Annotated in this window: 23 protein-coding genes; 16 read left to right on the top strand and 7 right to left on the bottom strand. The window is 48.6% G+C overall.

Going from position 1 to position 25,585, the window contains the following annotated elements; all coding sequences use genetic code 11:
• Positions 1-94: 94 nt before the first annotated feature.
• From ABWH99_RS16795 to ABWH99_RS16775, 5 genes are read left to right on the top strand one after another with little or no spacing between them, the layout of a single operon-like run.
• Positions 95-3,526: an ATP-binding protein gene (locus ABWH99_RS16795; protein WP_375582984.1), complete on the top strand. Its 3,432-nt coding sequence runs from the start codon at positions 95-97 to the stop codon at positions 3,524-3,526.
• 41 nt (positions 3,527-3,567) lie between these two features.
• Positions 3,568-4,746: an ATP-binding protein gene (locus tag ABWH99_RS16790; protein ID WP_375586592.1), complete on the top strand. Its 1,179-nt coding sequence runs from the start codon at positions 3,568-3,570 to the stop codon at positions 4,744-4,746.
• Positions 4,747-4,752: 6 nt separating this feature from the next.
• Positions 4,753-5,391: an ABC transporter ATP-binding protein gene (locus ABWH99_RS16785; RefSeq protein WP_375582983.1), complete on the top strand. Its 639-nt coding sequence runs from the start codon at positions 4,753-4,755 to the stop codon at positions 5,389-5,391.
• Complete coding sequence (locus ABWH99_RS16780; RefSeq protein WP_375582982.1) at positions 5,388-6,614, top strand: ABC transporter permease; 1,227 nt, start codon at positions 5,388-5,390, stop codon at positions 6,612-6,614. The genes ABWH99_RS16785 and ABWH99_RS16780 overlap by 4 nt, the downstream gene beginning before the upstream one ends.
• Positions 6,615-6,625: 11 nt before the next feature.
• Complete coding sequence (locus ABWH99_RS16775) at positions 6,626-7,054, top strand: hypothetical protein (RefSeq protein WP_375582981.1); 429 nt, start codon at positions 6,626-6,628, stop codon at positions 7,052-7,054.
• Between the two features lie 9 nt (positions 7,055-7,063).
• Here ABWH99_RS16775 and ABWH99_RS16770 read toward each other — a convergent pair whose 3' ends face one another.
• Complete coding sequence (locus ABWH99_RS16770; protein WP_375582980.1) at positions 7,064-7,900, bottom strand: aminotransferase class IV; 837 nt, start codon at positions 7,898-7,900, stop codon at positions 7,064-7,066.
• 160 nt (positions 7,901-8,060) lie between these two features.
• On the opposite strand from ABWH99_RS16770, the gene ABWH99_RS16765 reads away from it, so the two are divergent.
• Positions 8,061-8,492, top strand: a complete 432-nt coding sequence (locus ABWH99_RS16765) for a hypothetical protein (protein WP_375582979.1) — start codon at positions 8,061-8,063, stop codon at positions 8,490-8,492.
• Here the strand turns inward: ABWH99_RS16765 and ABWH99_RS16760 are convergent.
• The 3 genes from ABWH99_RS16760 to ABWH99_RS16750 are packed head-to-tail and all read right to left on the bottom strand — an operon-like array spanning position 8,476 to position 10,155.
• Positions 8,476-8,937: a c-type cytochrome gene (locus tag ABWH99_RS16760; RefSeq protein WP_375582978.1), complete on the bottom strand. Its 462-nt coding sequence runs from the start codon at positions 8,935-8,937 to the stop codon at positions 8,476-8,478. The genes ABWH99_RS16765 and ABWH99_RS16760 overlap by 17 nt on opposite strands.
• Positions 8,924-9,586, bottom strand: a complete 663-nt coding sequence (locus ABWH99_RS16755; protein ID WP_375582977.1) for an SCO family protein — start codon at positions 9,584-9,586, stop codon at positions 8,924-8,926. Before ABWH99_RS16755 ends, ABWH99_RS16760 begins: the two co-directional genes overlap by 14 nt.
• A 32-nt stretch (positions 9,587-9,618) precedes the next feature.
• Positions 9,619-10,155 carry a CopD family protein gene (locus tag ABWH99_RS16750; RefSeq protein ID WP_375582976.1) on the bottom strand — a complete coding sequence of 179 codons (537 nt, stop codon included), beginning with the start codon at positions 10,153-10,155 and terminating at the stop codon, positions 9,619-9,621.
• A gap of 49 nt (positions 10,156-10,204) precedes the next feature.
• On the opposite strand from ABWH99_RS16750, the gene ABWH99_RS16745 reads away from it, so the two are divergent.
• Positions 10,205-10,648, top strand: coding sequence for a hypothetical protein (locus ABWH99_RS16745; RefSeq protein WP_375582975.1), 444 nt, complete (start codon positions 10,205-10,207; stop codon positions 10,646-10,648).
• Positions 10,649-10,706: 58 nt separating this feature from the next.
• On the opposite strand, the gene fabG is transcribed toward ABWH99_RS16745, so the two are convergent.
• Both fabG and ABWH99_RS16735 read right to left on the bottom strand, forming a co-directional pair.
• On the bottom strand, positions 10,707-11,453 hold the full coding sequence (gene fabG, locus ABWH99_RS16740; protein WP_375582974.1) for a 3-oxoacyl-[acyl-carrier-protein] reductase: 747 nt from the start codon (positions 11,451-11,453) through the stop codon (positions 10,707-10,709).
• A gap of 42 nt (positions 11,454-11,495) precedes the next feature.
• Positions 11,496-11,624 carry a hypothetical protein gene (locus ABWH99_RS16735; protein ID WP_375582973.1) on the bottom strand — a complete coding sequence of 43 codons (129 nt, stop codon included), beginning with the start codon at positions 11,622-11,624 and terminating at the stop codon, positions 11,496-11,498.
• 48 nt (positions 11,625-11,672) lie between these two features.
• Here ABWH99_RS16735 and lpdA point away from each other — a divergent pair, with 48 nt between their 5' ends.
• The 7 genes from lpdA (at position 11,673) to ABWH99_RS16700 (ending at position 18,751) form a co-directional block, all read left to right on the top strand.
• Entirely contained in the window at positions 11,673-13,070 is a 1,398-nt protein-coding gene (lpdA, locus tag ABWH99_RS16730; protein ID WP_375582972.1) for a dihydrolipoyl dehydrogenase, read from the top strand.
• 62 nt (positions 13,071-13,132) lie between these two features.
• Positions 13,133-13,666, top strand: a complete 534-nt coding sequence (locus tag ABWH99_RS16725; protein ID WP_375582971.1) for an RNA polymerase sigma factor — start codon at positions 13,133-13,135, stop codon at positions 13,664-13,666.
• Positions 13,666-14,475, top strand: a complete 810-nt coding sequence (locus tag ABWH99_RS16720; RefSeq protein WP_375582970.1) for an anti-sigma factor domain-containing protein — start codon at positions 13,666-13,668, stop codon at positions 14,473-14,475. The genes ABWH99_RS16725 and ABWH99_RS16720 overlap by 1 nt, the downstream gene beginning before the upstream one ends.
• A gap of 89 nt (positions 14,476-14,564) precedes the next feature.
• Positions 14,565-15,023, top strand: a complete 459-nt coding sequence (locus ABWH99_RS16715; protein ID WP_375582969.1) for a DUF2721 domain-containing protein — start codon at positions 14,565-14,567, stop codon at positions 15,021-15,023.
• On the top strand, positions 15,020-16,060 hold the full coding sequence (locus tag ABWH99_RS16710; protein ID WP_375582968.1) for a threonine aldolase family protein: 1,041 nt from the start codon (positions 15,020-15,022) through the stop codon (positions 16,058-16,060). Before ABWH99_RS16715 ends, ABWH99_RS16710 begins: the two co-directional genes overlap by 4 nt.
• A gap of 93 nt (positions 16,061-16,153) precedes the next feature.
• Complete coding sequence (locus ABWH99_RS16705) at positions 16,154-17,416, top strand: replication-associated recombination protein A (protein WP_375582967.1); 1,263 nt, start codon at positions 16,154-16,156, stop codon at positions 17,414-17,416.
• Positions 17,417-17,746: 330 nt separating this feature from the next.
• Complete coding sequence (locus tag ABWH99_RS16700; protein WP_375582966.1) at positions 17,747-18,751, top strand: N-acetylmuramoyl-L-alanine amidase; 1,005 nt, start codon at positions 17,747-17,749, stop codon at positions 18,749-18,751.
• On the opposite strand, the gene ABWH99_RS16695 is transcribed toward ABWH99_RS16700, so the two are convergent.
• Entirely contained in the window at positions 18,752-19,117 is a 366-nt protein-coding gene (locus tag ABWH99_RS16695; protein WP_375582965.1) for an Hpt domain-containing protein, read from the bottom strand.
• Positions 19,118-19,265: 148 nt separating this feature from the next.
• Here ABWH99_RS16695 and ABWH99_RS16690 point away from each other — a divergent pair, with 148 nt between their 5' ends.
• Positions 19,266-21,524, top strand: a complete 2,259-nt coding sequence (locus tag ABWH99_RS16690; RefSeq protein WP_375582964.1) for a Tex family protein — start codon at positions 19,266-19,268, stop codon at positions 21,522-21,524.
• Between the two features lie 887 nt (positions 21,525-22,411).
• Positions 22,412-25,576, top strand: a complete 3,165-nt coding sequence (locus ABWH99_RS16685; RefSeq protein ID WP_375582963.1) for a SusC/RagA family TonB-linked outer membrane protein — start codon at positions 22,412-22,414, stop codon at positions 25,574-25,576.
• Positions 25,577-25,585 lie beyond the last annotated feature (9 nt).

The following is a 25,585-nucleotide window of genomic DNA, read 5'->3' as shown; positions in this document are numbered from 1 at the left end:
GATAAAGGGCGATCACAAAAAGAAATGGCAAACAATATCAATTTAATTTAGAGTATAGATAAGTTTTTATATTTTTAGGAACAGTTTGACAGCTATGACTAAATTCTTTCCCCTGGTTTTTTTTCTCTTTTGTCCACTTTTGGTTTTTGGTCAAACATTCAAGTTTAATAAGCAAATCAAGGGACTGGGGGAAACACCCAACATTTTTTATTCCGTTGTTCAGGATCAGAAAGGAAGCATCTGGGTAGCTACCAACCGGGGGATCAAGTATTCCGATGGAATTCGTTCCGAATACCTGCCCGACAGTCTCCGCCAAACCTTTACTTCAACTCGGAACGTATTTGTTGATGAGGACGGTCAGGTATGGGTGTACCAGCAGGAGGGAAAAGCGTTGATTTATCAAAAAACCGGTGGTTCCTGGCGTGAGGCGACGGATTTGCTCGTGGATAGCCTTGCTGCCGGGGATCACGATTCTATGGTTTTCTTCACCCTTGGGAAAGGACCCGCAACGGAGTCTTTTCTGGTTCTCCCCGATCGCACGATATACCAGAAAACGAACGCAGGTTCGCCCAGAGCGATTTCCACGGAAGGGTTTGGGGACTACTACTCACATTTCGTCTCGGAAAACGATACCCTGTTTCTTTTTGAGCGGGGTGTCTACCGGTTTTCGGCCGGGAGTTTTGAGGTGGATGCAGGGATGGATTATTGGCCCGAGGACGAACCGCTGGTGAAAATGGCCTACATGCCCGAAAGGCAATCCTACTATTTCCTCACCCGAGACCGCCTGTATACGGGAAAGGATCCCTACCATTTGAGCGATACGCTTTACCGGATTACCCGGGACGAACCGACGGGGCCTAAAGATCGCTTTGATCTTTTTGTAAAACACGAGAAGGTCTACTTCTTTTACAATTCCCACCTGTATCAATTCAATACAAAAACAAAGCGCCATTTTGTACTTTCCGTGTACAATGAATTGAGGGTCCGTCAGATAAACACCGCGATGGTCGATAGGGAGGGGATGATCTGGGTCGGCACCTTTCGGGGATTGGCCAACCTGGCCAGTACCAGGTTCCAGAATTTTGACGAACAATCTGGCGCTCCCGCTCCGGATATTTCGGCGGTGATTCGGTATGGCCCTCAGCAATACCTGGTAGGTTTTGAAAATGGCATTCAGGCATGGCGGGGCGCTTCCCCTGTGGCCACGCACTTTTTCTCATCGGAAACCGTACCGGACCGGCGCGACCGGGTGTTGAATTTTAGTTTAGACAGTCGGGGAAATGTGTGGTTCTCTGCTTACGACCATGGACTGGGCTTTTTTAATGCGCAAACCAGGGAAATGCGCCTGTTTCCCCTTCCGGAAAATCAACTGGCTTCCTACGTATGGGTCGATGGAGAGGACCTCTGGGTAGCTGGGGACGAACAAATATACCTGGCAAAACTGCCGGCAGTTGGATTCTCCCCCAAACTCGCCAGGTACGATATTGGGCTTCCGAAGGACAAGCCCTTAGGCTTTATCCGAAAGATCGGCCGGCTCAGAAATGGCAAATGGATCGTATTGGTTGCGGGAGGCACAGTTTCCTCAAATGAACTTCACGTAAGTCCGGAAGTAATCAAATTGCAGGGATACGACTTTTTGGAACGAAATGACTCCCTTTTTGTAGGTACAGAAAAGGGGTATTTCAGTTTGAAGGACTCGCTGCTACAGCCCGCACGCATCCATGGACAAACGGTCGACCACCCGGTGTATACCTTATTGGAGGATGAAAACGGTCAGGTATGGTTAGGTACCGATTCAGGGCTATTGCTGCAGGAACCGGACCGATTGCGGATTTTTACTGAAAAAACGGGGCTGATTGGAAACGATGTGGGGAGGGGAGCACTGGCACAGGCGGATAAGGGGAGGATTCTTATCGGTACACAAAACGGCGTTTCGGTCTACTATCCGGAAGAGGATCGGGAGTATTTAAAAAGTCCACCGGTCTTTTTAGAAAAAGTGGCCGTAGTAGACGCTGATCCCATAGAAACCGATTTTCTGAAGATACCATTTCGATTGAATAACATTGTCTGTACGTTCACAGCCGTAAGTTTCCGAAATTCCCCGGCGCTAACGATTTATTATCGGATGGAGGGCCTGCACAACGAATGGCAGCAACTGGAGAATCCCCGTACCAATGAATTGTATTTCAATAATCTGCCACCTGGAGATTACCGTCTGGCCTTACAAGCGGGCCTCACGGGTTTTCCTCCTTCCGAGGTTGTTTATTCCGAACGTTTTCAGATTGCGTTTCCTTTTTACCTGCAGTTTTGGTTTCTACTTTTGGTCACTGCCTTTTTGATTTCATTGGGTTATGGTATCAACGTGTTGTACCGACAGGCGAAAAACCAGGGCATCATGCAAGACACCTTGAATGAGAAAACGCTGGAAATTGCCAATCGGGAGGATCGCTTTCGAAACGTTTGGAACAGTTCCCAGGACGGATTATTGCTTTCTGTGAGGGGAGGAAAAGTAATCGCTGCCAATCCCGCGCTGTGTGAAATGGCATCCGTCTCGGAAACGGACCTGCAGACTCATGGAGTCGGGTACTTGTTTTCCGATCCGGCTTTTTACCCCTCCATCCGGGATGAAATCAGTGAGGACCTCTCTAAAATTGATACCAGCGGCTTTACCAGGGAGTTGAAAATGCCCTTTCGAAACATTACCAGGGAAATCGAACTATTCATTTCCCGCATGAAGGAGGATTTTGAAGGGAAACCCCTGTACCTTAATGTGTTTCGGGATATTTCTACAAAGAAAGCATTTGAGGAAGGACTAAAACATGCAAAGGAAAAGGCCGAAGAGGTAAGTCAGCTGAAGAGTAGTATCATCTCCAACATGAGCCATGAGCTACGAACGCCATTGAACGGTATTTTAGGGAGTACGGAACACTTGATCCAGCGAAGAGGAGAGGACCGGGATTTAGTGGATCATCTGGAGATTATCAGGGAAAGTGGCGAACGCCTCCTTCAAACAATGACCAATATACTCGACCTCTCTCAAATCGAAGCCGATCGGGTGGATTTGGTACTGGAAAAAACCAATATCAACGATTTTATTTCAAAAATTTTGGTAAAACATAAATCTGCAGGAATAAAAAAAGGTATCTTAGTCACTTCAAAGTTCCCCACCAAACCTTTTTTCGCGAGCGTGGAACGGAAATGCCTGGAAATAATCGTCAACAATATTGTGGGTAACTCGATTAAATATTCGGAAAAGGGCGTGGTGCAGGTACAGGCGGAAAAAATAAAACGGCAACTGGCCCTGCAGGTTCGCGATGAGGGGGTAGGGATTAGCAAAGACTACCTTGTCAAATTGTTTTATCCGTTTGAACAGGAAAGTAAGGGTTTTAACCGTAAATTTGAAGGGTCCGGAATCGGTCTTGCCATTTCAAAGCACCTGGTCGAACGATTGAACGGAACCATACACCTGGAAAGTGAAAAGGGAAAGGGTACCCTGGTGAGAATTTTCATACCCTTGGACAGCTAAATCGAATCATGGAAATGCGTGACTTTACGAATTCTGAACGTGTGTTTTCCCTTAAAATATTGATCACGGAAGACGATACCGTCTCGGCACTTTTACTTAAAAAAGCGCTGGAAAAAAACCACCACCAAATCATCGGAATGGCCGATTCCGGTGAGATGGCACTGGAAATTCTGGAAAATAACCGGGCGGACATTGTGATGATGGACATCAATCTTTCCGGCAAACTCGACGGGATTAAAACCACGGAAATAATCAATGAAAAATACAATATTCCCGTAGTATACCTTACGGCGAGTTCCGACTCCGAAACCTTGCAGAAGGTGGCGGTAACCAACCCAAGCGCTTACGTGATCAAACCGTTCAACATACGGGAATTGAACATGGTGATCGAGTTAGCCATATTCAAAGACAAGAAGGAAAAGGAACTGCAAAGTCTGAATAACGAGCTGGAGGAAAAGGTTAAAAAGCGTACCGCAGACCTTAACGAAGCCAATAAAGAGTTGCAAAAAGCACTGGAGAAGGAGCGGGAGTTGAGTGAACTGAAGTCACGTATCGTGCAAAACGTTTCCCACGGATTCAAAACTCCTCTGACGTCCATTTTGAGTTCGGCTCAATTGCTCAAGCTTTATGCAGAAAAAGACCATCCCTTCAAGGTTAAAATCGTAAAGCATGCCACAAAAATTGAAAATTCCGTACGTAACCTGAACAGTTTGCTTACCAGCGTGCTGTTCTTTGGCAAAGCGGATGCCGATAAAATGAACTACAAGCCGGTTCGGATTTACACCTCTGCTTTTTTAAATGAAGTGGTGGACATGGTCAAAGCGGGTATCGAAAACGACGTAAAAATCATCACTGATTTCGATAAATTGCCCAAGATGATCACTTCTGATATGGACTTGCTGTACCAAATTTTAGAAAACCTGCTTTCTAACGCGGTGAAATATTCCAAAGATGGCGGAACAGTCCATTTCAGCGTACGTCATGAAAATGATCTGCTCAAACTATCCATTAAAGATCACGGAATTGGTATTTCCGATGGCGAACAATCGCAGCTGTTTGATCGTTTCTTCAGAGCGAAGAACGTGGGGCTGCGCGAGGGCTCCGGTCTGGGCTTGTCCATCGTTAAGAAATGCATTGAAGTCATCGGAGGAGAGATTTCTTTTACCAGTAAGATCAATAAGGGAACGGAATTCAAACTTGAGATTCCGGCGAAAAAATAACACTTGATGATTGCCGTTACATCCATTCAATTTGCCTACAGCGGAGAAAAACCATTTTTTATCCCGGATTTCGAAATCAGAAGCGGAGAGGCCTTACTCGTACTTGGAAAATCCGGTAGTGGGAAAACCACCCTTCTGAATATCATGGGGGGACTACTGGCTCCTCAAACGGGCGAAGTGAGCATCGATGGAATCTCCCTGTACTCCATGAAGGGAAACGCCTTGGATAAATTTCGGGGAAAAAATATTGGAATCGTTTTTCAAAAGCCCCATATCCTGGCACCACTTACCGTGGAAGAAAATATTTCCCTTCCCCGATTTTTTGTAAACAAGCCTTCGGGAGAAAAAGTACATCAGATCCTGAGTGAATTGGGGATTTTAGAAAAAAAAGCGGCACGCGTTCATACGCTCAGCGAGGGAGAGGCCCAGCGGGTTTCCATTGCCCGGGCGCTGGCCAATGAGCCCAAGATCATCCTGGCCGACGAACCTACGGCAAGCCTGGATGACGAAAACGCCTCCATTGTAGTCAATCTGCTGAAAGAGCAGGCAAAAAAACTACACGCTTCCCTGCTCATCGTTACCCACGATCAGCGAATCAAAGACGAAATAGAAACAAGTATCACCATTACGCGCGAAGGGCCATGAACATGATCAAGCTTAGCTGGAGTTACTTGATGTCAAAGCCCTGGAACACGGGATTGAATATTTTGCTCCTTGCATTGGGATTGTCCATCATAACGGTATTGATCTTGATTCAGGATCAATTCGAAAACAAAATGAACCGGGATGCTTCCGGCATAGATTTGGTCATTGGAGCCAAAGGAAGCCCGCTGCAATTAGTGCTCTCTTCTGTGTACCATATTGACTTTCCTACCGGAAACATTCCCCTGGACGAGGCGGTACGTTTGTCTAAAAACCGTTTAATAAAAAATACAATTCCACTCGGATTGGGAGACAATTACCAGGGATACCGGATCGTGGGCACCAACCACGATTATCTTGCGCTTTACGGGGCCGAGTTCGAACGAGGCCAGGCTTGGCGGCGTCCGTTTGAGGTGGTACTGGGGCAGGTTGCCGCTCAAAAGTTGGGATTGACTGTGGGGGATACCTTTGTAGGCTCACATGGCATTGCCGCTGCCAGTCACGAGCACGACGAGCATCCCTACGTGGTGGTCGGCGTGCTGGAAGCAAAGGGGAGCGTAGTGGATCAATTGATCCTCACAAGTGTTGAGTCCGTTTGGCTGTCGCACGACGAGGAGCATGACCATGAAAAAATGGAGCAGGAGGTCAGTAGCACGGGGCTTCCGGAAGCCGGCGCGGAGGAGGAACGTGAGTTGACCACCTTGCTGGTGCAGTACCGCAACCCCATTGCAGCAGTACAATTGCCCCGGTTTGTCAACAGCCGTACCGCCTTGCAGGCAGCCTCGCCGTCCTTCGAAATTTCCCGACTTTTTGAGTTGTTGGGAGTGGGTATATCCTTAATTCAGGGATTGGCACTGGTCATCGTTTTCATAGCGGCCTTGGGTATTTTCATTGCCTTGTACAACTCCCTGAAGGAAAGAAGGTACGATTTAGCTGTGATGCGGACCATTGGGGCTTCTCGGGTACAGGTATTTCTTCTGATCGTATTGGAAGGACTACTGCTTACCTTCATGGGCGCAGTATCCGGCATCCTCATTGGACACTTTTTTCTCCTGATATTGGTTATGGTAAACGAACAGGGTTTGATGTCTGGACTGAGCGCCTTCGTATTTCTGCCAAAGGAATGGTGGATTCTGGTGTATGCCCTCGCCGTAGGGGTAGTTGCCTCGTTGATTCCTGCATGGAATGCGTATCGGTCAGATATTGCCACACAACTAACCAAGTAAACGATTAGCAAATGATGAAGTACCTGATTATTCTACTGACGTTTTTCGCTTTCCCCGCACTGGCACAGCAAACCAGTGTTTGGAAAGACCTTTCCAAGGTGACGTATGAAATTGGGGAGGATGAATTCGGCGAATTATACCTTCCGGTTTTTGACGAGAAAGTCAAGGGAATGGAAGGAAAAGAAGTCACCGCCGATGGATACATTATTCCCTTCGAAGGCATGTTTAAGCCTGAGCACATCATTCTTTCCTCTCTGCCATTGGCCGAATGCTTTTTTTGTGGTTCGGGAGGTCCGGAGACCGTCATGGAGGTGATGCTTCAAGAGCCTATCAAATACACCTCCAAAAAGGTGCAGGTGAAGGGGACCCTGGTTTTGAACGCCAAGGACCCCGAGAAATTGATGTATATCTTAACGGATGCCGAACTTATTGCTCCGTGATTTTGACGGCTAGCGGGATGTCGCGGTAGCCGCTGTTTCCTGCTCCATGCGCAAGAAATCGGCCATGAGTTTTTTCGTTACGGGACCCGGCTTACCGGTACCGATGCGCACCTCATCGATTTGTGTGATGGGCAGGATACGTTTCGTAGTGGAGCTGATGAAAACCTCCTCCGCATGAAAAAGTTCCTCCAGTCCGAAGTCTGCAAAACTGACCTCACCGGCCAGTTGAATCACCTTATCCCGGGTGATTCCCCATAAAATATCCCGGTTGGGTGTATACAGCTGGCCCTGCCTGACCATGAAAATATTGCTTCTGGAACTTTCCGAAACCCTCCCCGCGTGGTGGTAGACCACGTCCTCCGCCTGCTGCTTGCTCCAGTCCAGGCTCAACCAGCAGGGATAGGTATAGTTGGTGGTCTTGATGGCGGCCAGCGGACGTACATAGTCCACACTTAGGAGTTTTACCCCATTCCGGTACTTCTCCTCGGCGGGCAATTGCAAGGGTTCGCAGAAAATAAAGAGCTGTCCTTTGGCCGGTAGAAAGTGGTTGGCGGAAAGTCCACCGGTAAGTATCATGCGTATGCCGCCGTCCGAATGGGCGTTTTTTTCAATTAATTCGGTAATGATTTCCCGCAATTCCGACTGGGTGTAGTCCAATGCAAGTCCGGCTTTTTTCGCCGATGTCGTGAAGCGATTCAGGTATGCCTCCAAAAACAAAGGATGCCTGCCTACGGTACGGAAAAAGTCAAAAATGGCATATCCTCTGATCAATCCGATGTCCAGGGGATGCAGGCTCGCTTCCTGGCTATCGATGATTCGGTCAGCGGCAAAACAAAATGGTTTCATATTGAATCTATTTTACAATTAATTTTACTATACGGTGTATAAATCATTTTTACAATAAAAAAATGGTACTTTCCATTTTTTTTTAAGGTTAATTTTAGCATTTTTACTACACAAGCGAATAGCGCTCGTGGAACCCAGTTAGCCCTGTAAACAAACAAGTATGAAAGTAAGACCTTTTCCTTTATTTGTGCTATTTTTTGTACTGCAATTTTCTTGTACGGCAGAAAAAGATGAAAATGTGATTTTGAAAGAGCAGGTAATTGCCATCCATGACGAAGTAATGCCTGAAATAGGTACGCTCAGGAGCCGTCAAAAAAAGCTCGAAGAAAAAGCAGATTCCTTGATGCAGGAGGCAGGAACGCAAGAATCGGACGGGCAGGTGCAAGAACTACTGGCAGCAGCCCAATCCTGTGAAGCTGCCTATGACGGTATGTTTGTATGGATGCGGCAATTTGAAAGCGAATACGAGGACATGACCGAAGAGGAAGTCCGAATGTACTTGGAGGATCAAATGCAAAAAGTAGAGCGGGTAAAGCAGGACATCCAATCTGCCCTGACGCGTTCCGACGCGCTGCTCAACGCGAATCCCTGACTTCCTCGATTACCTGATTTACCTGCTTGGTAGAAATAATGCCCTTATCGTGTCCCCATACGTTGTAGATATAGGTGGATAGTTGGGCTATTTCCAGCGGCGTCAGTCCGGGATTACCCGGCATGGGTTGATTGTATGCCTGTCCATTTACTGTGATTTCACCCCGTATTCCGTATTTTATCAGCCGGATCGTTCGCCCGATATCCGATAGCATGTAATCGGAATTACGTAAGGGTGGAATGAGTCGGGCGAGGCCACTTCCATCGTCCTGGTGGCAGTTACTGCAGTACTTTTGATAGAGTTGTTGGCCTTCTATCGCGTACTGCTTGGTTTTCAGGTCGGCAATGTCTCGAATGCCTTTTTCCCGCCGGTCTGGCGAGGTGCCGCATGAACAAAAAAGCCCCAGCAGCAGTATCCAAACAGCCGCTGGTTTACCCCTCCTCATCCGATTCATTCAGTAGTTTGGGAATAGCCTTTATCAGCCGGTTTACCTGGGTTTCTTTGGTACCGTCGTAAACACCTCGTATCCGTCCCATCCGGTCGATCAACACGAAAGCCCCGCTATGCAGGTAGCCACCCGGTTCGTTTTTGTCCGACATGGCCGTAGTCAGGTAGGAGGTCTGTCCAATTTCAAAAATTTTTTCCTGCTCACCGGTTAAAAAATTCCAGGTGTCGGCATTTTCCACACCCAATCTGGCGGCGTAGTCTTTTAGTAGCGCCACCGTGTCGTATTCGGGATCGATGGTGTGGCTCAGAATTCTAAAATCAGATTCGTCCTTGAATGCTTCGTACACGCGCAACATTTCTTTTTTCATGATCGGACAAATGGTGGGGCAGCTGGTAAAAAAGAAATCCGCTACATATACTTTTCCCCGCACATCCTTGTTTGATACCGAGTCCCCTTCCTGGTTGACAAAGGTAAAATCAGCAATCGTATGATAGATCGTATCGGTTCGGGTAACGCCATCTACGGTAATTTCCTCGGTATACCGGTTTCCCAGAATGGGCAGGGAATCGGAGGAGGAAGGGCTCTGGCAAGCGACCAATCCAGTCAGTAGCAAAGCCGGTATGGCCGGAAAAAACGGTGCATTCATTTTTTTGATTAAAGGACACCGTACAAAGGGAATTAGTTCCTTTCGCGGCGCTTTTTGTACCACTTTGTTGCCAACATGAGGAGTACCCCCAAGCCGACCAAACCGAGCATGCCCCAAACCATATCGACCAGGTTTTTGAGTACGATAAGAAAGACAATGGCAAACAGCAGCAAGGTGGCCACTTCGTTCCAAAGGCGCAGGTGCATGCTACTCCAAACCGGCTTGCCCCGCTGTAACGAACGATAGATATGGTGACAGCCAAGTTGGTAGGCGTATAGCAGGAATACAAAGCCAAGTTTTGCGTGCATAAATGGCATTTGCAGGTACCCCGGACGGTAGGTCAAGATGGCAACGCCCAGAATCAGGGTAAGGATTGCGGAGGGCCAGGTGATAATGTTCCAGAGCCTTCGCGTCATCAGATCGAGCTGGGGTTTGAGGATAGCGCGTTCCGCTTCGGGGCGCTCCAGTGTTTCGGTCTGGTAAATAAACAAGCGTACCACATAGAAAAGCCCGGCAAACCAGGTGACTACAAAAATGATGTGAAGTGCTTTGATGTATTCGAATGCCATTGTTGCAATTTTGTGCTAAATTAAGGGTTCACATTGGTTTTTTGACAGAATGAAAACAAAATATTGGAAGTACCTGATCGGAGGCGTCGTTGCCGTGCTGTTACTGGTGATGGTGTATGCGAGTCTTAGCCAGCCGGGTGTTCAGGATCTGAAAGGAGATTACCGCGAACTGGCGCGTTACAGAAACGAAAATAACACCGGCCCGGTCATTCGCGTTTTTGCCGTAGCCACCACAGGGAGACGATGGGAGGAAATGCGGGCCTACGGGGATTTCATGCCGCATACCAAATACGGAACTACCCGGGTGTTCTTTTTTGATCGGGAACTGGAGGGAATTCACCTGTACCCGGAGCCGCCGTTTTTTGATGCAAAATGGGACCGGTACTGCATTGCGAGCTATGAAAAAACCGCCATGGGGCAGGTAAAGTGGCAGCAACTTGAGGCCTCCAACCTCCCTGAAAGCGAAAAAACCAAACCAGCCCTAATCGAATAAATAAGCCTCCCAGAGATAGTCCGGGAGGCCTTTCGGTAATGATGGAAAGAAGAGGGATTTAGGTAAGCATGGCCCCGTTTACCTGGAGCGTTTGTCCGGAAATATAGCTGCTCAAGTCCGATCCCAAAAAGACACAGGCGTCGGCCACCTCCTCAGGCTTTCCACCCCGCTTCATGGGAATTCCCTCCCGCCAGCCTTGAACCGTTTTTTCGTCGAGAACAGCCGTCATCTCGGTCTCGATAAATCCGGGCGCAATGGCATTGCATCTTATATTCCGCGATCCCAACTCCAGGGCCACCGATTTGGTAAAACCAATGATTCCGGCTTTCGAAGCTGCGTAATTGGCCTGCCCGGCGTTGCCTTTGATCCCGACCACCGAGGTAATGTTGATAATGGACCCCGCTTTTGCTTTCATCATGGTTCGGGTAACGGCTTTTACGGTGTTGAAGCAGGATTTAAGGTTGGTAGTGATGACCTCGTCCCAGTTTTCTTCGCTCATGCGCATCAGCAGGTTGTCCCGTGTGATGCCGGCGTTATTCACTAGAATGTCCAATCCGCCAAATTCACTCACCACCTCGGCAATGAGTTGTTCCGCTGCCTGGAAATTGGAGGCGTCGGAGCGAAAGCCCTTTGCTTTGATACCGAAGGTTGCCAATTCCTTTTCGAGTTGTTGGCCTTTCTCTACGCTGGACAAAAAAGTAAAGGCTACGTCCGCGCCTTCCTCTGCGAAGCGAATCGCAATGGCTCTTCCGATACCTTTGGAAGCTCCGGTTACCAGGGCTTTTTTTCCTGTCAATAATCCCATAGTCAAAATTTTTAGTGTTTTTTCTTTTCCAAAAATAGGTATTTATTCCAAAACATCGGAAAGGGGATTGGAATTAATGCTTTTGTCTTCTTTGGAGATTTGCGTTCGATTGATGCTTTCATTGGGTTTCTGCAAGCTTTGATTATCAAAACCAAATTTTTTTCTGAACATTATTCTTTTAAATTTGCATAGCAAAAAACGAAAACAAAATTGAATCATATGTCTTCAACAAAATTTGATGTCATTGTGCTGGGCACAGGCCCAGGAGGTTATGTAGCAGCGATCCGCGCTTCGCAGCTCGGGCTAAAAGTTGCCGTGGTGGAAGCAGAAGAATTGGGGGGTATTTGTCTCAATTGGGGATGCATCCCTACCAAGGCCTTGATTAAAAGTGCACAGGTATTTGAATACATCAACCATGCGGCCGATTACGGGATTTCCGTGGACAAGGCAAGCGTCAACTTTGAAGACATGATCAAAAGAAGCCGTGACGTGGCCGGCGGCATGAGCAAGGGCGTGCAGTTTCTAATGAAGAAAAATAAAATCGAACAATTGCTAGGTTGGGGAAAAGTCAAACCGGGCAAGAAGGTAGAAGTCGAAGACAAAGACGGCAAGAAAACCGAGTACAGCGCCGATCACATCATCATCGCTACCGGGGGCAGGTCCAAGGAATTGCCTGCACTAAAAATCGATAACAAGAAAATCGTTGGCTACCGAAAGGCGATGACCTTGGAGAAAATGCCTAAAAAGATGGTGGTGGTAGGTTCCGGGGCAATCGGCGTTGAGTTTGCCTACGTGTACCGTTCCATCGGTGTGGAGGTGACCATCGTGGAGTTCCTGGACCGTATCGTACCCAACGAAGACGAGGAAGTATCAAAGGCCCTGGAAAAAATATATAAGAAAAAAGGCATAGAGATCATGACCAGTGCGGAGGTCACTCAGGTGGACACCAAGGGCTCCGGTTGTAAAGTAACGGTCAAAACCAAAGGAGGAGAGGAAGTAATCGATTGCGACCTGGTGCTGTCCGCAGTGGGCGTGGTATCCAACGTAGAAAACTGCGGCCTGGAAGACGTGGGTATTTTAGTGGACAAGGGCAAAATAAAGGTAGACGAATACTATAAAACCAACATGCCGGGCTATTATGCGATCGGAGACGTGGTGGCAGGACCGGCACTTGCCCATGTGGCTTCCGCAGAAGGCATCATCTGTGTGGAGAAGATTGCCGGTCAACATCCGGATCCGCTGGACTATAACAACATTCCGGGCTGTACCTACTGCATCCCCGAAATCGCATCGGTGGGCTATACCGAAGCAAAGGCCAGGGAAGCCGGGTTCGAATTGAAAGTAGGTAAATTTCCGTTTTCAGCCTCGGGTAAAGCTTCTGCGGCAGGCGCCAAAGATGGCTTCGTGAAGTTGGTATTTGACGCCAAATACGGGGAATTGCTAGGGGCTCACATGATTGGGTATAACGTGACAGAAATGATTGCCGAAATCGTTGCCATCCGTAAACTGGAAACCACGGGCCACGAACTAATAAAAACGGTACACCCGCATCCAACCATGTCGGAAGCCGTAATGGAAGCGGCTGCCGCAGCCTACGGGGAGGTAATTCACCTGTAAAAACCGGTTGACGAAAGCCGACCTGTAAAGGATTGTAGGTAGTACCGACTGAAAAAGTTTTTTTGGAAGAGCATGATTTGATACGAGGGCTGCGTGCCAGAGACCGGCAGGCCCAGGAGTATTTGTACGAAAAATATTCCCGGGCATTGTATGGGATCATACGAAGGATCCTATTCGATGAGGAAATGGCAGAGGAGGTGTTTCACGATGCGTTTCTGAAGATCGCAAAAAAGATCGATTCCTACGATGAAGCCCATGGTCGCCTGTATACCTGGATGGCTGCCATTTGCAGAAATTCCGCCATTGATAAAACGCGATCCAAGGAATATTCCGTTAACAGTAAGACCAATACTATCGATGCTTACGTATATGGATTGGAGAGTGAAAACGATACCGCTTCAGCGGTGGATGGAATAGGTGTTCGGGAACTAATGGACGACCTGAACGAAGAGCAGCGGCTGGTGATGGAATGCATCTACTTTAAAGGATATACCCATTCGGAAGTGGCGGAAATACACTCCCTGCCGCTTGGAACGGTGAAATCACGGGTCAGAGCAGCCTTACAGGTGTTAAAAAAGAAATTGGGTACTAGTTAGTGGACATACAGGCCTACATATCGTCTGGTAAGTTGGAGCTCTTTGTTTTGGGAGACTTGAACGAAACGGAGCGGAGAGAAGTGCTTTCCCTGGCCAAAGAATATCCCGAAATCCAACGGGAGATTGAGGCCATTGAGGCCTTGCAGGTTGAGTTCGATCAACGGTCCGGTGGGGACCCTTCCAAACGTGTAAAGGCCAAAATTTTTGACAGCCTGGAAGCCGATAGAGAGGCAACCTCCGCCAGGAAAAACCAAAGGGAGCGGCCAATAGCCGCTACTCCCTGGAAAAGTTTCGCGGTGGCAGCTTCGGTTACTGCCCTTCTGGCAATTGGGCTCGCAGGCTATTTTGCCTACCGCTATTTCGAGGCGGAAGGGAGGGTAACCCAGGCGCTGGCACAAAATGCCCGTTTGGCCGAAAACCTTCAAAACAATCAGGCGCGGTTTGAGCAACTGGATGCCCGGACCAAACAATTGTTAGCTGGAGATTTTACGCGTATCCCCTTGAACGGATCCGGCCTTCCCATGCAGGAAGCGGCCCGGGTGGACGTTTTCTGGGATCCTGAGAGTCAGGCGGTGTTTTTGTCCGTGAACCAATTGGCCGAATTGGACGAAGACAGCGATTACCAGCTTTGGGCCATCGGTGCCGATGGACCCGAAGGAATTGGCTTGGTGAATCCCGGGGAAAAATTACACCTGCAAATCATGGAGGCTACCTCTGATGCCCAGGCCTTTGCCATTACCATCGAACCCAAGGGAGGCAGTGCCAAACCTACGCTGGAGAACTTGGTGGTGCTCGGAGAAGTATCCTGAAGCCTTCGCAAAAAACCATTTTTCAGAGACCCCCGGGTATTGATGCGGCTAGGAATTTGTTTTAACTTGCACGCATACCCTTTCCCAACATGGAACTACAACTTTCAACCCCCGGTTTGCTTTTTTCCGCCATTACGTTGTTGATGCTGGCGTACACCAACCGATTTTTGGCCATGGCCAATCTCATCCGGGGACTCCATAAAAAATACCTGGAGAGCAGTAGTCAGGAAAAAGCCATCATCGGTCAGATCAAGAACCTGCGAAAGCGGCTGAACATGATTAAAAACATGCAGATATTCGGTGTATTGAGTTTTTTGTTATGCGTGATTTGTATGTTTTTGCTTTACCAGGAATTCATTACTGCCGCAAATTGGGTGTTTATGGGGAGCATGCTTTGCCTGTTGATTTCCCTGGCCATTTCCTTGCGTGAACTACAAATCTCAACCAATGCCCTGAATCTGGAGCTTATGGACATGGAAGACGTGCTCAATCGGCAAAGTAGCAGTAGTTTGAACCAGTTGTTTACCAAAAAAGACGAAAACGAATGAGTGAAACCGTTGGTGCGATCGACCTGCGTAGTGATACGCTGACCCAGCCCAGCCGGGAAATGAAAGAAGCCATGATGCTGGCCGGTTTGGGGGACGATGTGTTTGGAGAAGACCCTACCGTCCGGCAGCTGGAAAGCAAACTGGCGGGGATATTTGGCATGGAGGCAGGGCTCTTCTGTCCCTCAGGAACCATGAGTAACCAGATTGCGATACGACTTCATACCGGACCGCAAACCGAATTGATTTGCCACAAACATTCCCACATCTACCTCTACGAAGGCGGCGGGATCATGTCCAACAGTCAGGCTTCCGTAAAGCTATTGGACGGTGAGTTGGGGAAACTACGGGCAGAAGCCATCCGCGAGGCGATCAATCCGGATGACGATCATGCCCCGGAAACGACGCTGGTTTCTCTCGAAAACACCATGAATAAAGGTGGCGGAAGTGTGTATACCCTGGATGAAGTTCGCCCTATCCGTCAATTGTGCAAAGAAACGGGCTTGAAACTGCACGTAGATGGAGCCCGGCTATTTAACGCCCTGGTGCATTCCGGAGAGCGGCCGTATGACTGGGGTAAAATGTGTGACACCCTCTCCATTTGCCTTAGCAAAGGCTTGGGCTGTCCGGTGGGTTCGGTGTTGTTGGGAGATCAGGCAACCCTGCGAAAAGCCAGGAAGGTACGCAAGGCATTTGGGGGAGGAATGCGTCAGGCCGGCATGCTGGCAGCTGCCGGTATTTACGCTCTGGATCACCACGTGGCCCGGTTGGAAGACGATCACGAACGTGCCCGGTGGGTCGGGCAATTGCTGGCCAACGTCCCCGGGGTAATCGAAGTGCTTCCCGTAGTGACCAATATTGTGATTGCCCGTTTGGATAAAATTAGTCCCAAATCTTTCTTGGATCAATTGGCGGATAAGCAGATTCGGGCGGTAAAATTCGGTAAGGATCTGGTTCGGATGGTCACCCACCTGGACATTGAAGACCGACACCTGGAAGCTATGGAACAGCGACTCGCTCAGTGGAAGGTGCGATTTTAACCGACCGCCAGACCCGGTTTTCCGGAAGTAGCTGTTGGAATAAGCAGATGCGTCCAACCGCCAGTTGATACGCCACACCCAAATGCAAGAGACATGGATCAAATCCCTTTGGCTGAACGAATGCGGCCGGTAAAACTCGAAGACCTGATTGGACAAGAGCACTTGTCCCGGCCCGGTACATTCCTTTACCAGGCGATTCGATCGGGCTCGGTTCCTTCGTTGATTCTATGGGGACCTCCCGGCGTGGGAAAGACCACCATCGCCAACATCATTGCCAATGAGGTAAAAGCGCCCTTTTACACCTTAAGTGCAATTAGCTCCGGTGTAAAGGATATTCGCGAGGTGATCCAGAAGGCGCGTTTCCAGCAGGGAGTGGTCCTGTTTATCGACGAAATCCACCGGTTCAATAAGTCCCAGCAGGATGCGTTATTAGGGGCCGTGGAGAAGGGTACGATCCGGCTGATCGGCGCAACTACCGAGAACCCTTCGTTTGAAGTGAATGCAGCGCTGTTGTCCCGCTGTCAGATTTTTACCCTGAATTCCCTCGGAAAACCCGAGTTGGAAGCCATGCTGCAGCAGGCATTGGAAAAGGATTCAAGCCTTAAAAAACGAGATATTCAGTTAAAGGAAACCGATGCCTTGTTACGCATTTCCGGTGGTGACGGGCGAAAACTCCTGAATTTACTCGAAATCGTCGTCGACAGCCTGCCGGAGGAGCCCGTGGTGATTGAAAACGACCGGGTCATGCAGGTAGCCCAGCAAAAAGTGGCGCTATATGACAAATCCGGGGAGCAACATTACGATATTATTTCGGCATTTATCAAATCCATTCGGGGTTCGGATCCCAATGCGGCCGTGTATTGGCTGGCCCGGATGATCGAAGGAGGAGAGGACGTGAAATTCATCGCAAGACGCCTACTTATCCTGGCTTCAGAAGACATTGGAAATGCCAATCCCAATGCCTTGCTTCTGGCCACCAATTGTTTTCAGGCGGTCAGTGTGATTGGCTATCCGGAGTCGCGCATTATTTTGTCCCAGTGTGTAACGTACCTGGCGTCCTCGCCGAAAAGCAATGCCAGCTATACGGCCATTAACCGGGCACAGGCGCTGGTGCGGCAGGAAGGGGATTTGCCCGTTCCGCTTCACCTGCGCAACGCGCCTACGAAGCTCATGAAAGACCTGAATTACGGGAAGGCCTACCAATACGCCCACGATTTTGAGCAGAATTTTGTAGCCCAGGAATTCCTTCCGGACAAACTGGTCCGAACGAAGCTGTACGATCCCGGTCGCAACCCACGGGAAAACGAGCTCAGAAAGCATTTGCAAAAATTGTGGGGAGACAAATACGGCTACTAGCGGACCGCCCGCTTCGGGTAACTGGTGGAATCATCGGGTCGAAACAAAGGGAGCAAACCTTTCCGGCCCGAGGGGTACGGGTCAGGAAGCGCTGGTCGAGCGATTGGGCCGATCGCCCAAGGTACCACGGAGCTTAGATCAAAGTAGATGCGCCCGTCTCCAACTAATAGTTATTACGGTAATCCTACCGTTCGGAAAGATACTCGTACTGTTCGTTGGTTTCTACCCGAAAATTTCTCATTTTTGCACATTATTTCCATAGCGATTGCTACGGTCCTTACGCTTTTTTTCCGTGAGGTCTCGACCTCCGACTCACCGAACTTTCTTCCTATGAAAAACAATTCTGTTTTACGGCTAGTGGTATTATTTGGCTCATTATTTCTTACCCAGCAGACCCTTGCCAGTGGACCTTCACGTACAGCCGATCCGCTGGATGGAAAGGTTATTATTCTCGACCCTGGTCATGGCGGAACAGCGGCTACCGACTCCTACCGTGTTGGACCGTCGGGGGAACGGGAAGAATGGGTGAATTTACGGGTAGCCCTTGTGCTCAAAGACCTACTGGAAGCGGAGGGCGCAAAAGTGGTCCTTACCCGGGATAGCGACACCTTCGTGCCACTGGAAGACCGAAGTCGCTTGGCGCTGGAAAGCAACGGCGACCTCTTTCTCTCCATCCACCATAACGCGACGGCCGACCCTTCGGTCAACTTCCCCATAATTTACTTCCATGGGGCAGCATCGGAAAATCAGGCCAGTGTGCTTTTGGGAAAAAAGATTGCGCTTTCCTTGCGCAAACATTTGTTTGCGGGAAAGGGACCCTTCAGTCTTGTTTCGGATTACACCATCTTTTCCAAGTCGGGAGCCAGCGTCCTGAGGGGTACTTACGGCATGCCTGCCGTGATTGGTGAAGCCACGTTTTTTACGCATCCAAAGGAGGAGAAGCGGCTAAAAAAGCAAGGCTACAACCGCAAAGAGGCGAGGGCCTATCTGGAAGCAATACGGGCATTTTTTTCGGAAAACAGACTCCCGGTTTTAGAGAAATCGATTCCGCTTCGTTTGGAGCCTTTTGACGTGTTTCAGGAAGCGGAACGCATGCGTCCGGAAGCTTTGCGATGGAAAGAAAATTTTGAAGAGGCGAGACGCCTGGTCCAGACCGGCGATGCCGCTTCCAGACAACAGGCACTTTCCTTGTTAAATCTAAGTGTCCGGGCGTTTCCGGATTCTTACCTGGCGCGGCAGTGCCACGAACTTCGCGTGGCCATCCTGGAAGCACAGGGAAAAACGGAGGAAGCAGCCATGGAAACAAAACGTATCCAGGCGTTTTACCCGAGATAATCAGGAGGTCCTGTTTTTCAGTTCCTGGTCCAGCTGTTCCAGCACCGCCTCCAAAACGGTATTCGTCTCCATGATCAACGGCGACAGTTGCGCCAATGCGCCTCCTTCCTCTGCCAGTTGCTCTACCTCCCGGATCACCGGACTGAGAACATCGATGCGCAGGTTGTCAATACTTGGTTTGATCTGGTGTGCAAGGTTACGGATTTCGTTTAAATCTTGTTGATCGAAAGCACGGTTTAAGCCAGAGATGGTGTTTTTTGCCTGGGTGACAAATAGTTTGATCATTTCCCGGATGAAGTCATCACTTCCTCCGCTTATTTCCTCTAAATTTATCAAGTTGTAGAGTTTTTCCTGGCTGTTTTTCATCGTCGGATAGGTCGGTTTTTTCCACAAATATATTAAATGTATTGCGTTTTACCGAATGATTGAAAATCCTGTTCTTTTTCGGGCAGGAACAGAAATTTGGTTTAAATTGCGGCGGTTAAAGAAAATACGCATTTGTTAATTTTTGTTCATGTCAGAATTGAACCATTACGTAAAGATTGCCAGTGAGTTAGGCATTCGGGACAAGCAGGTGGCGAGCACGGTTGCCTTATTGGAAGAGGGAGCAACTGTCCCGTTTATTTCCCGGTATAGAAAAGAAGTAACCGGTAGTTTGGACGAAGTGCAGGTGGCAGCGGTTCGGGACCGGTTGCAGCAGTTAAAGGATTTGGAAAAACGGAAGGAAGCCGTCGTCAAATCCATCGAAGAGCAGGGCAAACTGACGGAGGAATTGAAGCACAAGATTCAGGCGGCAGAGACCATGTCACTTCTGGAAGATATTTACCTGCCTTACAAGCCCAAGCGACGGACCAAAGGAACAGTGGCCCGGGAGAAAGGGCTTGAGCCACTGGCTTCCTGGGTATATGCGCAGGAAAGCGGCGATCCGGAAAAAGCGGCTCATGCCTACCTGGATCCGGAAAAAGGGGTACAAACCGTGGAAGAAGCCTTGCAGGGAGCTCGGGATATCATTGCCGAGTGGATCAACGAAGATGCAGAAGTCCGCAAGCAATTGCGGGACTTATTTATCGAAGAAGGGAAATTCATTTCACGTGTCATTCCCGGAAAAGAGCAGGAAGCCATCAAATATACCGACTATTTTGATTGGGAAGAACCGATTAAAACAGCTCCATCGCACCGCGTATTGGCAATGAGACGAGGAGAAAAAGAATTGTTTTTGATGCTGGATACTGGTCCGGAAGAAACAGACGCGCTGCGCTTGATTGAAAAAAGGGTGGTAAAGGGACAAAGCGCCTGTGCCGAGCAGGTGCGCATGACAGTAAAGGATGGGTACAAACGTCTGCTAAAGCCATCAATGGAAACCGAAGTCAGAGTATATGCAAAAAAGAAGGCAGACGAGGCTGCCATCAAGGTATTTACAGAAAACCTTCGGCAACTCCTGCTTGCGTCTCCCTTGGGAGAAAAGGCGGTGCTGGCCATTGATCCCGGGTTTCGGACGGGATGTAAGGTCGTTTGTCTGGGACCGCAGGGGCAGTTTCTTCACAACGAGACCATCTACCCTAATGAACCGCAGAAAAAGGCCATGGAATCCGGCGCACTGGTAAAATACCTGGTGGAACGGTACGAAATCGAAGCGATTGCCATTGGTAATGGAACCGCAAGTAGGGAGACGGAGGCATTCATCAAGGGCCTTGGATTGCCCAAGCACGTGTTGCTGGTCATGGTGAATGAAAGTGGCGCATCCATTTATTCCGCCTCCGACGTTGCCAGAGAAGAATTTCCCGACCAGGATCTTACCGTTCGTGGTGCGGTTTCGATTGGGCGCAGACTCATGGACCCTCTGGCCGAATTGGTAAAAATTGATGCCAAGTCCATAGGCGTAGGGCAGTATCAGCACGATGTGGACCAAACGGCCCTGAAAAACTCGTTGGACGATACCGTCATGAGTTGCGTGAATGGGGTGGGAGTGGAAGTAAACACCGCCTCCAAGCAGTTGCTCACCTATGTGTCGGGGTTGGGCCCTTCACTGGCGCAGCACATTGTGGCATACCGCAACGAACACGGCCCATTTAAAAGCAGGGAAGAAATAAAAAAAGTGCCCCGACTCGGAGAGAAAGCATTTGAACAGGCAGCCGGGTTTTTGCGAATCAGAAATGGAGAAAACCCGCTGGATGGCAGCGCGGTTCATCCGGAACGCTATGCATTGATTCAGCAAATGGCGGCCGACATGGGCGTATCGGTGGCCGATTTGCTGAGGGACGAACAGCTCGTTCAAAAGATACCGCTTGAAAAGTACGTCGGAGAGGAAGTGGGCCTGCCTACCCTGCGTGACATCCTTGAAGAGTTGGGCAAACCGGGCAGGGATCCCCGTGATCGGTTTGAGGCGTTTCAATTTCAGGAGGGAATCAATGAAATCAAAGACCTGAAGGTCGGTATGGAGCTTCCGGGAATCGTGACAAACATTACGCAATTTGGCGCCTTCGTTGATATCGGCGTACACCAGGATGGACTGGTACATTTGAGCCAGTTGGCCGACCGTTTTGTAAAAGATCCCAAGGAAGTGGTGTCGGTCAATCAAAAGGTAAAAGTGACCGTAATGGAGGTGGATGCCGCCCGCAAGCGCATCGGCCTAAGTATGAAATCCGACCCGTTTGCCAAAAATCCCCCGCAGGGGAGACGTGAAAAGCCCGACCGGCAGCGTAGAAAAAGACCCGAGCAAGAAGAAAGTATGGAAGACAAACTGGCTTTGCTCCGCGAAAAATTTGGAAAATAGGTAGGCGAAGGCGTTTATTTACCGAATCCGGTAGCAATTTCCTTTCCAATTTTACCACCCATGAATCCCAAGCGGATCATGGTTTTTTTTTTGTAGCGATCAGACATTGCCCCAGCCCTGCTTTTCATCCGCGGGTACAGCCAATTGGCGTTTTTCCTCAGGCAACAATCGGTTTACAGGCGTATGGATTTACCTTGGTTGGCGGTGGAATTCATCGGCTTTTCCGGAATCTCTGTCGTTGCTGCCAGGCATTTGGCAGAGGCGATCACAAGCCTTGCTTTCGCCGGCTTGATTTGTACGATGCATACCTTCTAAATGATAAAATAAAATTTTTCAGGATTGATCAAATAAGGAATAAAATATAAAATAAGCGTTCATTTTTACCTACTGGATAAAAAATAAACCAAAAAAATAAATTTAAACAAAAAATAGGTGAATCAAAGGTAATTTTAATTCCTTCAAAAAGCTATAAATAGTATAAATTGGAAAATTAAGGTGTATTAAAAACCAATAAATGCGCTAAAAGCATTTTTTGGGTAAAAATAATTAAAACACAAAAAAATAACCTTTCAAATAATTGTACTAGTAGATAACTTAATAATTTAAAAAAAATAGATTTTTAGTAATAAAAAATTTAAATAAACAAATACTATTTAATTATTCGGTTTAGTTACGATTTTTAAAAATAAATTCGGTAAATTTTTCTTATTCAAATTCCTGTTTTATATTACTCCCGAATTCAAAGATACTGGTAAAAAAAATACCCTCAAAACCATCTTTCAGTTCAAAATCCCCAAAGTAACCTTTTTAGAAACACCCAAAAATCAACCACTTGGGAAAATCGGAAGAAAACCGATTAAAATCTTCACTTATTAACCATTAACAACATGATTAAAAAATTTACTCAGGTAAAGGAATGGAGTATGGCTACTACCCAACTCCTCCTTGGATTGACGATCCTTCTGGGATCGGTGCTCATGAATCCGCTCTTTGCGCAGGAGCGGTCGGTATCTGGAACGGTAATCGATGAAAACAAACAGCCTATTCCAGGAGCAAGCGTCCTTGTAAAGGGAACCACGAAAGGCGCCGCCACAGACATCAATGGAGAGTTTTCGCTTTTTTTGTCCGGTGCAGAAGACATTTTGGAGGTTTCCTTTATTGGCTACGATAAAAAAGAAGTAAAGGTAGGAAATCAAAGCCAGCTTTCCATTGCTTTAATGCCCGATGAGACGGCGCTTTCTGAGGTGGTGGTGACTGCCTTTGGAATGGAACGTGAAAAGAAGGCGTTAGGCTACACTACGCAGGCGGTCGAGGGTAGCCAGATAGCGGATGCCCGCCAGGCAAACATTGCTAACAACCTTTCCGGTCGCGTGGCCGGTGTACAGATCAATAGTAATTCCATGCCCGGTAGCGGTTCGCATATCGTGATCCGGGGCTCTTCTTCCGTGGCAGGAAACAACCAGCCCCTGGTTGTTTTGGACGGTGTTCCCCTGGAGCAGTCCTCGGATCGGCGATACGGTGGAGGATTGTCGGAGATCAACCCGGACAATATCAAGGAAATCAACGTATTGAAAGGTGCTACTGCTGCGGCCCTCTACGGATCGCGAGCAGCCAATGGCGTTATCATGGTAACCACCAAAGACGGTTCCGGGACCAAAGGAATTGGCGTGGAGCTCAACAGCAACATGACATTTGACCGTCCCCTGGTAGAGCCAGGCCTGCAGAATATCTACGGCGGTGGTATTGGTTACCGAACCTGGTACGTGGACGGAAGAAATGGATTCGATGCAGACGGAATCCGCGGCACTGCCGGTGTGGACGAAAGTTGGGGACAGCCCATGGATGGTTCGCTTGTTCCATTGTGGTACAGCGCACCGGACCGCGTGCCATTATTGCCTCAACCCAATAACTTCCAGGATTTTTGGGAGACTGGAAGAAGCATGACCAATAATATTGCCGTCTCCGGAGCCAATGAAAACGGTAATTTCCGCTTGTCCATGGGGCGCCTTGATCAAAGTGCGATCATGTACAACAACAATTACTACAGAAATAATTTCAAATTGAACGCCGGATACAATTTTACAGATAAATTGAGTTTTACGGTTAGTGCCGAGTACGTAAAGTCCGGTTCGGATAACCGTCGGTATACCGCGAGTTCAGACTTTATCTGGGCACACCGGCACACCGAATACGACAAGCTCAGAAATTGGGATCAGTACTATGACATTCAGCGTGCGACCTTCCGTCCGGGTGACGACTACCCGTATGCCAACTGGCAGCACGAATACTTTACCAACCCTTATTTCTTACAGGATCGGTATACCAATGCCAACGAAAAGGACCGATTGGTGGGCAACATTGCCGCCAACTACAAATTTTCTGACGACCTAAGCATCATGGTGCGCTCGGGTACAGACTTTTGGACCGATAGCCGTACCAACGTGACGAGTGTGGAACGAACCAAGAACTTTGTACGGATTTTGGGAGCCTATACCGATACCCAGATGACTAGCCAGGAAACGAACAGCGATGTGATCCTGACCTATAACAAAACACTGGACAATAGTCTTTCGCTAAATATTCAGGCAGGAGCCATCAACCGCACCAATAACTACAGAATGTCTGCAGTGAACGTTCGGGAGCTAACCATCGATGGATTGTACAACCTGGGCAACTATGCCAGCCCGGTAGTTCCTTCCAGTGAGATCAGAAAGCAGGTGGTAAACAGTGTGTTTGGTTCGGCTCAGTTCGGGTATGCCAACTCCATCTTTCTGGACGTAACGGGAAGAAACGATTGGTCCAGTACGCTGCCTACCAATGCCAACTCGTTCTTTTACCCCTCCGTTGCGCTAAGTGCTGTTTTGACAGACATGTTTAACGTACAGAGCAATTTTCTTTCGTTCGCCAAGGTACGGGCTAGTTTGGCTCAGGTCGGGAACGATGCGGACCCCTACTTGCTCAACCAGGTGTTTGCTTCCCAAGGCCTATGGGCAGGAACGACTCCTACCTATGCAGCATCTTCTGAAATCGCCAACCGAAACCTGAAGCCGGAAATCACCACCGGCCAGGAAATTGGACTGGATCTGCGATTTCTGCAGGGAAGAATTGGCCTTGATTTCACCTATTACCATCAGTCTACCACCAATCAGATCCTGGCAGTGGCCATCTCCCGGGCCTCCGGGTACGAAAGTCAGATCCTGAATGCCGGTAAAATTACCAACCAGGGCGTAGAGTTGATGCTTACGGGTGCGGTTCTTCAAAATTCCGGAGGATTGAATTGGGATGTAGCGCTGAACTTTGCAAGAAACCGAAACCTGGTGGTAGAATTGGCAGAGGGTCTTGAAAACTATACGTTGGGAAGTCAAAACAGCCTGACTTCCGAGGCAAGGGTAGGGGAGCCTTATGGTACGCTTTACGGAAGAAGGTACCTTCGATCTCCTGAAGGCGAGATCGTCTATAACAACGGATTGCCCCAACTCGAGGCAGGAACGTTCCAGCTGGGAAATATACAACCGGACTGGATCGGCGGTCTCTCAAATACTTTTAGCTATCGAGGATTTACCTTCGGTTCATTGATAGACGTACGCATGGGCGGCGACCTGTTTGATGTGGGTACCGGTTTGGCAAGGAAAACCGGGCAGTACGTGGAAACAGCCATCGGTAGGGAAGAAGGCGTCATCGGACAGGGCGTGATGAACGTAGGTACATCCGAAAGTCCGGCATATGTTCCCAATGACGTGATTGTAGGGGCACAGCCGTTCTGGAATGCACAGAATCCACGAAACGCTCACGAGGCAGGTATTTTTGACGGGTCGTTTATTAAACTTAGGGAACTGTCTCTGGGATATAGCCTCCCACAAAGCCTGCTGGCCAATACCTTTTTGCAAAGTGTGCGGGTTTCACTGGTCGGCCGAAACATGGCGATCCTCTTTAAAAACCATCCGCATCTCGATCCGGAGTTTGACCGTCAGGGTGGAAATGCCCAGGGTTTTGGGTACGGCGAAATGCCTTCCACGCGAAATATTGGATTTAACCTGAATGTTAGCTTTTAAGTAACTTCC

This window comes from Cyclobacterium xiamenense, assembly GCF_042140265.1.
GTDB lineage: Bacteria > Bacteroidota > Bacteroidia > Cytophagales > Cyclobacteriaceae > Cyclobacterium > Cyclobacterium xiamenense_A.
The sequence above is the reverse complement of the archived record's forward strand: the minus strand, read 5'-3'. Positions and strand labels throughout refer to the sequence as shown.